Raw genomic sequence first — 15339 nt, forward strand, 5'->3', positions numbered from 1 at the left:
TTCGCCGTCGGTATGGGTTTTCAGACGACCTGCGGCATCGCAGCCGAAGGTTTCTTTGCTGTCGTCGGTATACGATTATTTAGTAAAGCCAATTTCTTTGATCAATTTATCAATTAAATCATTTAGATTAATTTCCTTTGGAACTTCAACTTTAATATTATTACAAAAATTTAACAATAGTTCGAATAAATATTCTCTATCATTTATATTAGGAATATGTGGTGTTATTTGTATATTCTCCTTTATAAAGTTACCAAAAAGAAATTTTTTACTATTTTTTAATATAATTGGTTTTAATAAATCTCCATTTCTATTAAATATTTCATAGAAATTTTGTTTGATATCGTCTGGTTCTAAATATAATTCTGCATCTTTGATATTGGCAAAAAAACTAATATCTCCATTATCATTCACAATAATTGACATATCCATCTTATTTTCTCAATTATTTAAAATTTAATTTAAATTTTATTTCATTACAGTGGTCATCTGAAAAACAGAAAACGCGTGCGTACCGCTCACACCCTACGTCGGGATTGGAGGTTTTGCAGGCTACGGCTTGCTAAGTTGAAACTGAAGGTTTCATATTAATTATTAAGTATTTTGAATAAAGAAAATACCTGCTTGACTTCCAGATAGAAGTTTTTTCTTAATATTTTGGTCATAATAAAAATAACCAATACCATTCTGAAAAATATGTAACTTTTTATCTATATCTTCTTCTAATAATTGCAAGCAAAAACTAAACTTAGGAGAAGGATATATTATATCTTGTTCAAAATAAGGATTACCAAAAATTTTGGATACATCCAAGCCCATCCCATTATCTTCAAAGAATAAATGTTCATCTTCATTGTATTTTGTATCAGCTTCTTTATCTACTTCATCAAGCCTTTCAAAAAATTTTCTTTCCAAAGAAATATTTCCCAAATCTTGATTGTTGATAGCTTGTTCCTTTTCATAAAGGATAGCGCAACTAAAACCATCATTTAGTAAAATCAAACCATCCTGACAATTAACAGTATATTTAGATGAAATAGAGTCTTTTACTCCTCCCAGTACATGCTCCTCTATAGAAATAAAAACAGAGATATAATAATTTCTACGAGGGAATACATTTTCAGGTAAAAAGTCAGAATAAAGAGTAAATAGATGCGTTTGATAGGCATCAGAATTTGGAATTTTAGGCCATAATTCTAACGGAATATGTTCAGCCCCTCCTCCAATATAACCAATACTATGTGGTGTTTTAGAAGAAGTAAAAAGTAATTTTGACATTTAAATTTCCTTTTTGCTATAATTCATCAAATCCAATAAATTCATAATAATTTTGCTCCTTCCATTCCTTCAAAGTATAAAGAAAAGGCAAAGAAAAATTTTCCAATATTTTTTCTTTTAAATTTTCTGACACCATAAATGCATCCATATACTTATACTTGGAAGACAGCAAAATATCCTTATCTGAATTAGTATATGCCTCCAGCGAAAAACCTTTTTCATCTCTTCCTAAATCTGGATAAACAATTTCATCCTCAATTTCCCAGCTAACTATTCTTACCAAATAATAGACTTCATTCGTCAATAGCTCGCCTTTTGTATTGACAATAATTGCCTTGCTCATACCAAAATCATGATCAAACCCATATTTTTTTATAAATTCCAAAAAGCGCGCTGACATGATAAAAAAATCATTATATGTAAGAAAATCAAAAGTAACACCTCTTGCTTTCTTTAAGCAGACATAAACCTTTTCAGGCATCGGAGGAATTTCTTGCCCCTTTACGAACCAACTCCATGGAAAGTCAAAATCAGGATGCGTTTTTTTAGGGTTGAATTCCTCTGATATCCCTAGGACTCCACTACTTACTCGTGGCAACCCCATTTTTTCTGCTTTATCCATACTTTGCAGAGCATATCCCCATACTAATAACTTTTTCATAATACCCTCCTAATCTAATCGTTTTGGTGAATTGGCAGATGAACATCCTCCAACAGATATGGACTTACTCAAACGTTTTTTCAATCTGTCCGATTTTGTCGTAGACGTAATGGAGGACGTCGCTTCTTTGGTTAGAGCTTTGTATCAGGTTGCCATGTCCATTTGGCTCCATATTTTTCTAGTAAATCAAAGCTAGCTTGAGGTCCCATGCTACCAGCCTTGTAGTCATGGAGTGGAGCACCATTTTCTGCCCAAAGTTTCTCAATACGGTCAATCAATTTCCATGATGCGCTCACTTCATCCCAGTGGCTAAAGTTGGTTGAATTATTGTTTAAAACATCATAGATCAGTTTTTCATATGGATCTGGTGAAGCACCTGTAGCAGTCGCATCTGTGCGATAGTCAAGAGAATTTGGCGCAAGGCTAAACTCTTCACCCACCTTCTTACCATTAAGGCTAAGAGAGAATCCTTCAGTAGGTTGGATATAGATGGTAAGCACGTTTGGTGCTAGAGGTTCACCGAAAATGGAATCCATTTGCTTGAAGACAATGTTCACGTGTGTTCCTTTTTCAGTTAGGCGTTTACCTGTACGGAAGAAGAAAGGTACACCACGGAAGCGATCAGTGTCAACAAAGAAAGCACCAGAAGCAAAGGTTTCTGTCATAGATTCAGGGTTGACATTTGGTTCGCTACGGTAAGAGATGTATTTCATGCCATCAACTTTACCAGAACGATATTGGCCGCGGATGAATTGTTCTTTGAGTTCTTCGTCTGTAGGTTGGTAAAGGTTCTTGAAGACCTTGATTTTCTCTGCGCGAATGTCATCCTTTGTAAAGCTTGCAGGTTTGTCCATGGCAAGGAGTGATAGAAGTTGGAGAGTATGGTTTTGAACCATATCACGAAGGGCGCCAGACTCATCATAGTAGCCACCACGCTCTTCAACACCTAGACGTTCTGCAAAGGTAATTTGCACATTATCGATGTGCTCACGATTCCAAACATTTTCAAAAATCATATTGGCAAAGCGGATGGCAAAAATACTTTGAATCATTTCCTTACCGAGATAGTGGTCAATACGATAGATTTGATCTTCGTTAAAAGTAGCAAGGAGTTCTTCGTTTAGTTTACTTGCAGTCTCATAGTCTGTTCCAAAAGGTTTTTCAACAATCAAACGTTCAAAGCCTTTACCGTCAACAATCTGCTCTGATTTGAGGTGCTTGGCGATGGTACCAAAGAACTGAGGTGCCATTGAGAGGAAGAAAAGCTTGTTGTGCTCAGTCTGATATTTTTCGTTTAACTCAGCCTGAAGCTTGCGTAATTCGATGTAGTGCTCAGTGTCATTAACATCGTGACTTTGGTAGTAAAAATGACTAGCAAATGCTTGAGCCTCTTCTGCGCTATCTGCCAAGTCCAAGATAGATTCGACAACAACAGATTCGAAATATTCTTTACTCCATGGTCTACGAGCAGTTCCGATAACAGCAAAATGATCAGATAGATTACCTGATTTATAAAGTCTAAAGAGTGAAGGGTAGAGCTTGCGTTTAGCCAAATCTCCACTAGCACCGAAAATTGTTACAATAACTTTAGATGACATGATCATACCTATTTTCTAACTTGATAAACCATATTTTACCATAAAATTCAGATAATTTCCCTTTGAAAGTAAAAGTATTCGGACTTTCATTTTGCAGGTTAAATGTATGACGCTATAAAAAAAGGTTGGACCGAAAGGTCACAACCGAGAGATGTTTAACAGCCTTTAAAAGACCCGATAGACATAAGGATTCGTAGGTTTTTCTACTGAGTGGGCTTCTTTTATTTCTAGGATAGGAAGGGTTTGGCCAAGTTGTTTATGGTATTGGATCTTGAGAGTTCCAGTAGCCTGGACCCAGGTATTATCGTCATAGGTTTGGGAGGCTCCTTTGGTTAACAAACCATAGACTCCTGAGTCGGCGATACAGTGGATAATTCCAAAACGGAAAAGGAACTGACTGCCCGGATCCTGGGGATCCGTATAAATGAAGCCGGTTAAGGTAAAGGTTTTTCCAGCAAATTCATCTGGATAGTCGTAGATCACTTCCATGACTTCCATATAGTTTTCTGTCGTGATCTGGATATGATCTTGCTTGAGGTACTTCTTGGATGCAGCCCTCATCTCGGATTCATAAGCAGATTTGGTAAAATAACTGCTAGTATCTGGCTTGAGGTATTGGTTGGTTGTCCCCTCATCATTTTGAATATCTTTGGAAGAGCCAGCCGCGATGGGAAAATGATAGCCCTTGGCTGAAACCGTTTGGGAATCCAAGGTCACAGTCGGGAAGCCGATCCCTACAATCAAGGGAATCAGGAGCAGAAGAATACTCATGACTTTGGCTTTTTTACTGGCAAGGTGACTATGAACGGGCAGATTCTTCATCCAAATATAGAGCTGGACGACAGCCAAGAGGAAGGAAAGAATCATAGAGATATAGGCTAAATAGGAATAATGCATATTAATGTATTGGTTGAGCTTACCAGAAAGCTGCAAATACATAGTAATTTCGAAATAGCCTGCTAAAATGAGAAATCGAATCATAGAACCACCCCCACAAACCAAGCATAAACCAAGACAACGAGACTGACGATGCTAATGAATTGGACAATAAAGCGATTGGTCAGATAATTCTTCATCATCAAGAGGTTCTTGACGTCTAACATAGGTCCGATAACCAGAAAGGCTAAAACGGGAGCTAAGCCAAAACTCGAGAGAAGGGAGGATCCGATAAAGGCGTCCGCCTCACTACACAAGGAGAGGAGGAAGGAGAGAAGCATAAGGAGGAGAATGGCTAGGAGTGGCGTCGCTGAAATAGAAGTAAGCACGCGAGTTGGCACATAAACCTGAACCACACTGGCAAATAAACAACCGAAGACCAGATAGCGTCCAGTATCGAAAAACTCGTCAATGGCCTGCACAAATACTTGGAAGAAGCGTTGGCCGGCAGATAGTTTTGAAAAGTCATGAAGATGGACTTCCTTGCGGTTGGCCCGTTGAATAGAAGCTGTTTGGAAAAATCCTAGGAAAATCCCCAGAACAGTCGCTACCAGGATAGAGCCGATCGCTCGTAAGAGAGCCATTTGAATAGAATTGCCAAAGGCAGAATAAGTGGCAAAGAGGACAATGGGGTTAATAACCGGGGCTGTCACTAGAAAGGGCACAGCTGTATAGCTAGGCACCTTCTTCTCTAAAAAGCGATTGATGATGGGGACGATACCACACTCACAGGAAGGGAAAATAAAGCCAATCAAGGTCCCAAATAGAATTCTCCCCCATTTATTTTTGGGAAGGGCTCGGTAGACTTTTTCAGGGGTGATGTAGACATCAATCGCCCCTGAAATGATACTTCCAATTAAAACAAAGGGAAGGGCTTCAATCATAATCGAAAGAAAAATCGCTCCAGCCTGAAGGACACTGGTTGGCAACTGTTGGAAGAAACTCATTTGTTAGAATCCTTCTGCACGTTTTCCCCTGCAGTTTCATTCTTCTTGTCATCTGGTAAAGTGACTTGAGGGGGATCTGGGAAGACAGCAAATTCCTCAAAGAGTTTGTCTAAATCGTCTGTTTTTGAAAATTTAATCGCCATGATAGGTCTCCTTTTCTTTTTTTCTCATTATATCAAATTCTCAAAAAAGAGGGGAAAATCAAGTCCAAAAGTAAGATGAAAAAGCAGTATAGAAGGCCTTCTATGGTATAATAGAAGCTATGGAAAAATATGAAAAAATAGCCCAAGAATTGGGTGTCAGTCTCAAACAAATTGATACTGTTTTGACCTTAACAGCAGAGGGATCCACCATCCCCTTTATCGCTCGGTATCGGAAAGATGCTACGGGTAATTTAGATGAAGTAGCCATCAAAGCTATTATCGACATGGACAAGTCTTTAACAGCCTTAGCCGATCGGAAAGAAACTATTCTCGCTAAGATTGAAGAGCTTGGGAAACTGACTCCAGCCTTAAAAGAAGCGATTGAGCAAGCTGAAAAATTGGCGGATGTGGAAGAATTGTATCTTCCCTATAAGGAAAAACGCCGGACCAAGGCAACCATTGCGCGTGAGGCAGGACTTTTCCCACTTGCTCGGATGATTCTGCAAGATCAAAAGAACTTGGAAACAGTAGCAGAAGAATTCCTATCTGAAGGATTTCCAACTGTAAAGGATGCAATCTCTGGTGCTATCGATATCTTGGTCGAAGCCATTGCAGAAGATCCACAATTGCGCAACCTTACCTACCAGGAGATTCGCAAACACTCCTTGATCACCTCTAGTCTCAAGGATGAAAGCAAAGACGAGAAGCAAGTCTTCCAAATCTATTATGATTTTTCTGAGAAGATTGCAAACATGCAGGGCTACCGAACCCTGGCCTTAAACCGTGGAGAGAAATTAGGGGTATTAAAAGTTGGATTTGAGCATCCTGTAGACCGTTTGATTCGTCACTTTGAAGCCCGATTTAAATCGAAGAATAGCTATATTGAAGAAGTCATTAACCAAGCCCTGAAAAAGAAAATGCTACCAGCTATGGAGCGTCGAATTCGGACAGAACTGACAGAAGTGGCAGAAGATGGAGCCATTCAGCTTTTCTCTGAAAATCTTCGACACCTCTTGCTGATTGCTCCCCTCAAGGGGCGCGTGGTTTTGGGATTTGACCCAGCTTTTCGGACAGGAGCTAAATTAGCTGTTGTCGATCAGACAGGAAAGATGTTGACCACCCAGGTGATTTACCCTGTTGCGCCGGCTAAACCAGCACAAATTGAAGCAGCCAAAGAAGAACTGAAACGGCTGATTCGTCAATACGGCGTGGAAATCATTGCGATCGGGAACGGGACGGCTAGTCGAGAGAGCGAAGCCTTTGTTGCGGAAGTTCTCAAGGAAGTTCCAAATGTCAGCTATGTCATTGTGAACGAGAGCGGGGCATCTGTCTATTCAGCTAGTGAATTGGCTCGCCATGAGTTTCCAGAACTGACAGTTGAAAAGCGTTCAGCCATCTCCATTGCCCGTCGTTTGCAGGATCCACTGGCTGAGTTGGTTAAGATTGATCCAAAATCTATCGGAGTCGGCCAGTACCAGCATGATGTCAGCCAGAAGAAATTATCTGAAAGCCTTGATTTTGTAGTTGATACCGTGGTAAACCAAGTCGGAGTTAATATTAACACTGCTAGTCCAGCCCTCTTGTCCCACGTGGCTGGTCTCAATAAAACCATTTCTGAGAACATCGTGAAGTACAGGGAAGAAGAAGGGTTGATCACTTCTCGGGCACAGATTAAAAAGGTTCCTCGTCTGGGAGCCAAGGCTTTTGAACAAGCAGCTGGTTTCTTACGGATTCCAGAAAGTGAGAATTTCCTCGATCGGACAGGGGTCCATCCAGAAAGTTACCCTGCAGTGAAGAAGCTCTTTACCTTACTAGGGATTCGGGAAATGGATGAAGAGGCCCAAGCTAAATTGAAACAAATTGACACGGTTTCTATGGCCCAGGAACTTGAAATTGGCCCTGAAACCTTGAAAGATATTGTCGCAGATCTTCTCAAACCAGGTCGCGATTTACGTGATTCTTTTGATGCTCCTGTCCTTCGTCAGGATGTTCTTGATTTGAAAGACTTGAAGATTGGTCAAAAACTAGAAGGAGTTGTCCGCAATGTTGTTGACTTTGGAGCCTTTGTCGATATTGGGATTCATGAAGATGGTTTGATCCACATTTCACAGATGAGTCAGCAATTTATCAAGCATCCAAGTCAAGTTGTTTCAGTTGGTGATCTAGTGACCGTTTGGGTCTACAAGATTGATTTAGAACGGGAAAAGGTAAATCTTTCCCTCTTGGCACCACATGAATCTGACTAAATACGTTCAAGAAGTGTCGCTGGAAGATTTTGGTCGCCCATTTCTTCACCAAGCCATCTGGAATCCTCGCTTGCGTTCGACTGGCGGTCGTTTTTTTCCAAAAGATGGCCATCTGGATTTCAATCCCAGAATCCTAGAAAGATTTGGCTGGGAAATTTTTCGAAAGATTGTCCGCCATGAGTTGTGTCACTACCATCTCTACTATATGAAAAAGGGCTATCGCCATCAGGATCAAGATTTCAAGGCCTTGCTCAAAAAGGTAGACGGCTTGCGGTATGCCCCTTCAGTTGATAAGGGAAACTATAAGATTTATATTTGTACGAGCTGTGGGCAAGAATTCAGGAGAAAGCGGCAGATTGATTTGCAAAAGTACCGCTGTGGGCGGTGTCGAGGACTACTTAAGTATCAAGGGACAATTGATCCAGGAAATCGGCCTTGAGTCGGATGACAGTGACTTGATTTCGGGATATACTGTTCTAAAATAATAGGAGGTAGGCCCTTGAATCCAACTTTTTATAAATTACGTCGAGGCAGAATCGTTTTCGGAGTATTTGCTGGACTAGCGGATCGATTTGGGCTCGATGCAAACCTATTGCGTTTTCTCTTTGTGCTCTTTAGTATCTTTCATGCTTATGGGCTTGTAGGCTTGGCTATTTATTGCCTGTGTGCCTTCTCCTTGCCGTATAAAGAAGACCTTGAAAGAGAAAAGTATGGCCTCGGACCTCGTAAACGGAAGGATGCACAAGTAATCAAAGACGATGATCCATTCTTTTAAAGAATTTTCATGAATCGAATAAGAATGTGGAGAAGGGCTTGGCCTTTCTCCATCTTTGTTTTTTTAACTAAAAAAGAGGACGATGGAAAAATGGGATAACAAGGATAAAGAGAAACATCAAAGAGTACTGGAATAAGTGTGAGAATAATAGCATCAGTTTCGATACCAAAAAAAGATGCTTGAGCAAGTCTTACCTGGGATAATTTGCTATAATAGTAAGAGAAAACAAAAAGGGAGAAGCCTATGGCAATAACAGTCCGAGATTTAATTGATAAGCTTCGTTTGAAGGTTGTGTACGGCAATGAAAGCCTATTTGAAAAAGAAATCACAACGGCAGATATTTCACGTCCTGGACTTGAAATGACAGGATATTTTGATTACTATACTCCAGAACGAATTCAATTGGTTGGGATGAAAGAGTGGTCTTACCTCATCAAAATGACCTCCCACAATCGTCACCAAGTTTTGAGAAAGATGTTCCAGCCGGAAACACCGGTACTCATCATCGCGCGGGATCTAGAGGTTCCCGAAGAAATGCTTCTCGCCGCTGAGGAAAAGCAAATCGCTATTCTCAGCAGTCGCGTTCCCACTAGTCGATTGTCTGGTGAACTATCAAGCTACCTAGATTCTCTCCTTGCGGAAAGAACCAGTGTCCATGGTGTCTTGATGGATATCTATGGTATGGGGGTTCTGATCCAAGGAGATAGCGGAATCGGGAAGAGTGAGACTGGGTTAGAGCTAGTCAAACGAGGCCATCGTTTGGTAGCAGACGACCGGGTAGATGTCTTCGCCCGTGATGAGATGACCTTGTGGGGTGAGCCTGCTGAAATTCTACGCCATCTGCTAGAGATTCGGGGAGTAGGGATCATTGATGTTATGAGTCTCTATGGTGCCAGTGCTGTGAAGGATTCTTCACAGGTTCAAATCGCTGTCTACTTGGAAAACTACACTAAGGAACAAACCTACGATCGTCTTGGCAATAATGCAGAAGAAATTGAGTTCTGTGGAGTGACTATTCCAAGAATTCGCATCCCTGTTAAGACAGGTCGCAATATTTCCGTTGTCATTGAAGCAGCCGCGATGAACTACCGCGCCAAAGAAATGGGATATGATGCTACTAAAACTTTTGAAGATCGATTGACCCAGTTGATTGATCAGAATGAGGTGAAAGTATGAATCCAGTAGCCATTCAACTTGGTCCCTTTAGCATTCGCTGGTATGCGATTTGTATCGTCCTCGGTCTCCTTTTGGCGGTTATCCTGTCCATGAAAGAAGCCCCTCGTAAAGGGATAGAGTCAGACGATATTATTGATTTCATTCTGATTGCTTTTCCAGTAGCGATCATAGGGGCCCGTCTTTACTATGTTATCTTTCAATGGTCTTATTACAGGGAACACCCAGGAGAGATTTTTGCCGTATGGAACGGTGGGATCGCTATCTATGGTGGACTCCTGGCAGGGGCTCTAGTCCTCTACCTATTTTCACGCAGTCGTTTGATTGATCCGGTTGATTTTTTAGATATCGCTGCACCGAGTGTCATGATAGCTCAAAGTATTGGCCGTTGGGGTAATTTTGTTAACCAAGAAGCCTACGGAGCCATTGTTAAGAATTTAGATTATTTACCTTCTTTCATTCGGAATCAGATGTTTATTGATGGACATTACCGCCAACCGACCTTCTTATATGAATCTTGTTGGAACTTGCTTGGTTTTGTGCTGATTCTCTACTTGCGTCGTCGTCCGAAACTTTTGAGAAAGGGCGAAATTACTGCTTTCTATCTGATCTGGTATGGCTTTGGTCGAATGATTATTGAAGGAATGCGGACAGATAGCTTGATGTTTTTGGGAATTCGAGTTTCACAATGGCTTTCCCTCATCCTCATCCTACTTGGAATCAGCATCATGATCTATCAACGAAAAAAGAATGCACCATTTTATAGAACGGAAATAGATTAAGGAGAAAAGAAATGTTTATTGAAATTGCCTATGGGCTTTTAGGGTTAGCTTTAGTAGTTTTGGTCATCTACTTGATTATCTTGTTTTCAAAGATTGGAAAAGTTGTAGATGAGACTCAGGTAACGATTAAGACCTTGACATCAGATGTGAATGTAACCTTACACCAAACCAATGAGTTGTTAGCAAAAGTGAATGTTTTGACAGAAGATTTGAATCAAAAAGTTGCAACCATTGATCCACTCTTCACTGCAGTGGCAGATTTGTCTGTATCTGTATCAGATCTGAATGATCAAGCGCGTCAGATTAGCAAAAAAGCTGTCGTAGTTGGTGGAAAGACCGTTAAAACATCTGTCGGATTAAAAGCAGCTCGCATGGCTATGAAATTATTTAAATAAGAAAAGAGGTACCTTATGGGACGTTTATCATCATTGTTAATTGGAACGATCACTGGCGCATCTGTTGCCTACTTCCTAACAACAGAAAAAGGGAAAGAGTTGACTGGGAAAGTCAAAGGTTTTGTAAAAGAATACCAAGAGAATCCACAAGAAGTTCATGATTCTGTGAAACAATCTGCAATGGAGTTATCCAAGCAAGCGTCAGACGCTATTCAGCAAACCAAAGAAAAAGTTGAAAGTGGCGAGATCAACAAAGACACTGTTATCGAGACAGTGAAAGATAAGACGCAGGATGTGGTAGAATTTTCACAAGATGCTATCCAAACGATTAAGGAAAAAATCCAGCAAAAGACCGGCAATCAAGCAAGTCCTTTCCAGCCTAAACAGGAAAAAGAAAGTGAAGAGATTGTCCTTGAATTAGAAGAAGAAACAGCTCTTCCAGAAGTGGAAGAAGAGATCAAAGAAACAGCTGTAGAAGAAGAATAAAATAATCCCTCACCAATGGTGAGGGATTCAGATTGAAGATAAAGTCTTCTGAAAAACTTTCCTTAGGTGAGTACGGACGTCAGCGAACTTCGAAGAAGTTCCATGACTTAGTTTTGAGCCTAAGGTCTCAAAACTCCCGAGTGCCTGAAACAACTTAGTTTCAGGCACTTTTCTCACAGCGGAAAGTTATTAATCTTCTCAAATGGCTAAAAAAGTAAAAGTCATTTTTTGAAAATCGTCTAGCTGTTTTATGTGACACAATGGTTAGTCCACATTCAAAAATCTCTCACCATTGGTGAGGGATTTCTCTTATACAATGAAAAACGAGGATGGGAAATGCCAAAAAGCCTCCCGAAGGAGGCTAAAAATGTAATCTTAGTCCTGTTTCCGTTTTAACTGGAAAATGCGGAAAGCTTGGATACTTCCCAAACTACAAGCAATTGCTGAGGCAAAAGCAAAGAAGGTATTCATCTTCATTGATAAAAAGACGAAACTAAATAAAACAGTTAAGACACAAAACACAGCAATATTAAGGAAAAATAGTAGCTCACTTAATTGCGGAGCTGGTTCAGTATCAAGGTTAAAATCATAATTAGTTGTTGTATTCTCTTGTTGAAGAGGGACTTCGACATAGTCGTATTCTTCAACAACTCTAAGTTTTCTTGCGGGCATATTTCTCTCTCCTAACAGTACTCTATTATTTTAACACGTTTTCATGCATAGAAATGTTACAAAACTGTTACAATTTTTACAAAATTAAGAAATTTAGAGAGCAAAATGACTTTTTTGGTATAATAGTTTTCATGAAAAAGATAATTATTACAGCTACAGCTGAAAGTATTGAACAGGTTCAAGCCCTTCTGGAAGTAGGTGTGGACCGTATTTATGTCGGAGAAAAGGAATTTGGATTACGACTTCCTCATACTTTCTCGTATGACGAATTAAGTCGAATTTCTGGACTGGTCCATGCCGCAGGTAAGGAAATGACAGTGGCTGTCAATGCCTTGATGCACCAAGACATGATGGATCGTATCAAACCATTTTTAGATTTCCTTGCTTCGATTAACGTCGATTATATCACGGTGGGAGATGCAGGCGTCTTTTATGTATTGAAGCGGGATGGCTATAACTTTAAAACCATTTATGATGCTTCTACCATGGTGACAAGTAGCCGTCAGATCAATTTTTGGGGACAGAAGGCTGGTGTTTCTGAAGCTGTTCTTGCTCGAGAAATCCCATCTGCAGAGCTTTTCAAGATGCCAGAAGTTTTAGAGATTCCTGCTGAAGTATTGGTTTATGGGGCTAGTGTGATTCACCATTCTAAACGTCCTCTTCTACAAAATTATTATAATTTTACTCATATCGATGATGAAAAGACGAGAGAGCGTGATCTCTTTTTGGCAGAACCAGGAGATCCAGAAAGCCACTATTCTATCTTTGAGGACAAGCATGGAACTCATATTTTTGCCAATAATGACCTGGATTTGATGACCAAACTCTCTGAGTTAGTCGAGCATGGTTTTACTCACTGGAAGTTAGAGGGGATTTATACACCTGGTCAAAACTTTGTGGAAATTGCCAAGTGTTTTGTGAAAGCACGTGAGCTTCTAGAAGCTGGGACTTTCACATCTGATCAAGCCTTCTTATTGGATGAGCAGATTCACCAATTGCATCCTAAGAATCGTTTCCTTGACACTGGATTTTATGATTACGATCCAGACATGGTTAAATAAAGGAGAAAAGCCTGCCAAGAGTGCGGGCCTTCCTTTTTGGTGATGGTAAAGAATGAGAATTGTCAAAACAATTCCCAAACCATTGCCTTTCGACTGGATTTGCTATAAAATAGACAAGATTGATAATCTAACTAATATACTTGTAATATACTAGGAGATATGATGACAAAACAATTGAAACGTCCTGAGGTTCTATCACCTGCGGGAACACTTGAAAAACTAAAGGTTGCTGTGCGCTATGGTGCGGATGCCGTCTTCATTGGTGGTCAGGCCTATGGTCTTCGTAGCCGTGCAGGGAACTTCACTTTCGAGCAAATGGAAGAAGGAGTCCAATTTGCGGCCAAATATGGTGCCAAGGTCTATGTTGCGGCCAATATGGTCATGCATGAAGGAAATGAAGTTGGAGCTGGTGAATGGTTCCGTCGCTTACGGGATATTGGAATCGCAGCAGTCATTGTTTCAGACCCTGCCTTGATTACGATCGCAGCGACAGAAGCTCCTGGCTTGGAAATTCACCTCTCTACCCAAGCTAGTGCCACCAACTATGAAACTCTAGAGTTTTGGAAAGACTTGGGCTTGACACGGGTCGTTTTGGCTCGCGAAGTTTCGATGGAAGAACTAGCGGAAATTCGTAAGCGGACGGATGTTGAAATTGAAGCCTTTGTTCACGGAGCAATGTGTATCTCCTACTCTGGCCGTTGTACCTTGTCCAATCATATGAGTATGCGTGATGCCAACCGTGGAGGATGTTCCCAATCTTGTCGTTGGAAGTACGATCTCTACGATATGCCATTTGGCCAAGAACGTAAGAGTCTCAAAGGGGAAATCCCTGAAGAATTCTCGATGTCAGCTGTGGACATGTCGATGATTGACCATATCCCTGATATGATTGAAAATGGAGTGGACAGCCTCAAGATTGAAGGTCGGATGAAGTCCATTCACTATGTCTCTACCGTAACGAACTGCTACAAGGCAGCTGTTGATGCTTATTTGGAAAGTCCTGAGAAGTTTGAAGCGATTAAGCAAGATCTAGTAGATGAAATGTGGAAGGTAGCCCAACGTGAGTTGGCTACAGGATTCTATTACGGAACACCATCTGAAAACGAGCAACTGTTTGGGGCTCGTCGGAAGATTCCAGAGTACAAGTTTGTCGGAGAAGTGGTAGCCTATGATGCGGACAAGCAAATTGCGACCATTCGACAACGGAATGTCATCAATGAAGGAGACCAAGTAGAATTTTACGGACCTGGGTTCCGTCATTTTGAAACAGTCATTGAAGATTTGCATGATGCCAAGGGTAATAAAATTGATCGGGCTCCAAATCCAATGGAGTTATTGACTATTCATATGCCAACACCAGTTGAACCAGGTGATATGATCCGTGCACTCAAAGAAGGCTTGATCAACCTCTATAAAGAAGATGGAACCAGCCAAACGGTTCGTGCCTAAAACGTAAAAAAAAACACCGCATGCTTCCCAAGCTTGGAAGTTTACGGTGTTTTTTGTTGTGCGATTCGAATCGTATGTGGAACGAGACTAATCTTTTGAATGTCAGAAATTCGAATGATGGTTGACATACTCTTTTTAAAATTCTTGACAATGAGTTGTTTTCGTTCCTGATCATATTTCACGATATCGCCTGTAAAACTCTTATTTTGGAAGATGACATGGACTCCTTGTTTTTTTCGAAGGGCCAGTTCAATAATCTGAATCGTTTTACCATCCTCTAAAGGAGCTGGTTGAGAGGTTTTATCGTTGAAAAATTCATTGGCTCGGTCCTTGAGAAGCTCAAGAAATCTTTTCATAGCATAATTCTCCATAAGTTGATACAATATATTATAGAAAATTTCATTCATTTTGTAAAATTTTTTACGAATTATTAAGGTGAAAGACATTGAAAGGAGTATTAAATGGCAGATTTTAGTTTTGAAATTGAAGAACAACTCTTGGTCTTATCTGAAAATGAAAAAGGATGGACCAAGGAGTTAAACCGGGTTAGCTTTAATGGAGCACCTGCCAAGTATGATATCCGAACTTGGAGCCCTGACCATACGAAGATGGGCAAGGGGATCACTTTGACCAACGAAGAATTCCAAGTTTTGCTAGATGCATTTAAACAGTAATAGGATGAGTAAGAAAGAGAGTGGGACAGAAATCGGTAATTCGTTAGAATTCGATTTCGTCGT

General features: G+C 40.4%; 19 protein-coding genes. 10 read left to right on the forward strand and 9 right to left on the reverse strand.

The annotated features are described in order from the left end of the window. Positions 1-75: 75 nt before the first annotated feature. The 7 genes from ADF75_RS04685 to ADF75_RS10655 all read right to left on the reverse strand — a co-directional run bounded on the left by ADF75_RS04685 (position 76) and on the right by ADF75_RS10655 (position 5563). On the reverse strand, positions 76-432 hold the full coding sequence (locus ADF75_RS04685) for a hypothetical protein (protein WP_048789329.1): 357 nt from the start codon (positions 430-432) through the stop codon (positions 76-78). 162 nt (positions 433-594) lie between these two features. Then, the gene (locus ADF75_RS04690; protein ID WP_048789330.1) at positions 595-1278 is read right to left on the reverse strand and encodes a hypothetical protein; all 684 of its coding nucleotides are present in this window, start codon (positions 1276-1278) and stop codon (positions 595-597) included. 16 nt (positions 1279-1294) lie between these two features. Then, the gene (locus tag ADF75_RS04695) at positions 1295-1939 is read right to left on the reverse strand and encodes an Imm43 family immunity protein (RefSeq protein WP_048789331.1); all 645 of its coding nucleotides are present in this window, start codon (positions 1937-1939) and stop codon (positions 1295-1297) included. A 131-nt stretch (positions 1940-2070) separates the two neighbouring features. Then, positions 2071-3537, reverse strand: coding sequence for a glucose-6-phosphate dehydrogenase (gene zwf / locus ADF75_RS04700; protein WP_048789369.1), 1467 nt, complete (start codon positions 3535-3537; stop codon positions 2071-2073). A 165-nt stretch (positions 3538-3702) separates the two neighbouring features. Beyond that, a complete protein-coding gene (locus ADF75_RS04705; RefSeq protein WP_048789332.1) occupies positions 3703-4518 on the reverse strand; it encodes a TIGR03943 family putative permease subunit in 816 nt (271 codons plus the stop codon). Further along, a complete protein-coding gene (locus tag ADF75_RS04710; RefSeq protein WP_023023898.1) occupies positions 4515-5420 on the reverse strand; it encodes a permease in 906 nt (301 codons plus the stop codon). Before ADF75_RS04710 ends, ADF75_RS04705 begins: the two co-directional genes overlap by 4 nt. Further along, positions 5417-5563, reverse strand: a complete 147-nt coding sequence (locus ADF75_RS10655) for an SPJ_0845 family protein (RefSeq protein WP_185761534.1) — start codon at positions 5561-5563, stop codon at positions 5417-5419. Before ADF75_RS10655 ends, ADF75_RS04710 begins: the two co-directional genes overlap by 4 nt. A 119-nt stretch (positions 5564-5682) precedes the next feature. Here ADF75_RS10655 and ADF75_RS04715 point away from each other — a divergent pair, with 119 nt between their 5' ends. The 7 genes from ADF75_RS04715 (at position 5683) to ADF75_RS04745 (ending at position 11420) form a co-directional block, all read left to right on the forward strand. Continuing rightward, positions 5683-7809 (forward strand): Tex family protein, encoded by a 2127-nt coding sequence (locus ADF75_RS04715; RefSeq protein ID WP_048789333.1) that lies wholly within the window; start codon positions 5683-5685, stop codon positions 7807-7809. Further along, the gene (locus tag ADF75_RS04720; protein WP_048689506.1) at positions 7796-8248 is read left to right on the forward strand and encodes a SprT family protein; all 453 of its coding nucleotides are present in this window, start codon (positions 7796-7798) and stop codon (positions 8246-8248) included. The genes ADF75_RS04715 and ADF75_RS04720 overlap by 14 nt, the downstream gene beginning before the upstream one ends. A gap of 60 nt (positions 8249-8308) precedes the next feature. Next, a complete protein-coding gene (locus tag ADF75_RS04725; RefSeq protein ID WP_048689503.1) occupies positions 8309-8584 on the forward strand; it encodes a PspC domain-containing protein in 276 nt (91 codons plus the stop codon). A gap of 243 nt (positions 8585-8827) precedes the next feature. After that, on the forward strand, positions 8828-9760 hold the full coding sequence (gene hprK, locus ADF75_RS04730) for an HPr(Ser) kinase/phosphatase (protein WP_048689500.1): 933 nt from the start codon (positions 8828-8830) through the stop codon (positions 9758-9760). Further along, positions 9757-10539, forward strand: coding sequence for a prolipoprotein diacylglyceryl transferase (gene lgt / locus ADF75_RS04735; RefSeq protein WP_048717396.1), 783 nt, complete (start codon positions 9757-9759; stop codon positions 10537-10539). The genes hprK and lgt overlap by 4 nt, the downstream gene beginning before the upstream one ends. Before the next feature lie 11 nt (positions 10540-10550). Then, complete coding sequence (locus tag ADF75_RS04740) at positions 10551-10934, forward strand: DUF948 domain-containing protein (RefSeq protein ID WP_006595909.1); 384 nt, start codon at positions 10551-10553, stop codon at positions 10932-10934. 15 nt (positions 10935-10949) lie between these two features. Next, a complete protein-coding gene (locus ADF75_RS04745; RefSeq protein WP_048789334.1) occupies positions 10950-11420 on the forward strand; it encodes a YtxH domain-containing protein in 471 nt (156 codons plus the stop codon). A gap of 375 nt (positions 11421-11795) precedes the next feature. On the opposite strand, the gene ADF75_RS04750 is transcribed toward ADF75_RS04745, so the two are convergent. Then, positions 11796-12092 carry a DUF3270 family protein gene (locus ADF75_RS04750; protein ID WP_048689491.1) on the reverse strand — a complete coding sequence of 99 codons (297 nt, stop codon included), beginning with the start codon at positions 12090-12092 and terminating at the stop codon, positions 11796-11798. A gap of 131 nt (positions 12093-12223) precedes the next feature. On the opposite strand from ADF75_RS04750, the gene ADF75_RS04755 reads away from it, so the two are divergent. Together ADF75_RS04755 and ADF75_RS04760 are read left to right on the forward strand one after the other, a co-directional pair. Further along, the gene (locus ADF75_RS04755) at positions 12224-13153 is read left to right on the forward strand and encodes a peptidase U32 family protein (protein WP_048789335.1); all 930 of its coding nucleotides are present in this window, start codon (positions 12224-12226) and stop codon (positions 13151-13153) included. A 162-nt stretch (positions 13154-13315) separates the two neighbouring features. After that, entirely contained in the window at positions 13316-14602 is a 1287-nt protein-coding gene (locus ADF75_RS04760) for a peptidase U32 family protein (protein ID WP_048789336.1), read from the forward strand. A gap of 41 nt (positions 14603-14643) precedes the next feature. Here ADF75_RS04760 and ADF75_RS04765 read toward each other — a convergent pair whose 3' ends face one another. Then, positions 14644-14973, reverse strand: coding sequence for a hypothetical protein (locus ADF75_RS04765; protein WP_040803002.1), 330 nt, complete (start codon positions 14971-14973; stop codon positions 14644-14646). Positions 14974-15063: 90 nt separating this feature from the next. On the opposite strand from ADF75_RS04765, the gene ADF75_RS04770 reads away from it, so the two are divergent. Next, complete coding sequence (locus ADF75_RS04770) at positions 15064-15276, forward strand: YdbC family protein (RefSeq protein ID WP_006597402.1); 213 nt, start codon at positions 15064-15066, stop codon at positions 15274-15276. Positions 15277-15339: the final 63 nt, after the last annotated feature.

It is taken from the genome of Streptococcus sp. 1171_SSPC (assembly GCF_001069335.1).
Taxonomy (GTDB): Bacteria; Bacillota; Bacilli; order Lactobacillales; family Streptococcaceae; genus Streptococcus; species Streptococcus xiaochunlingii.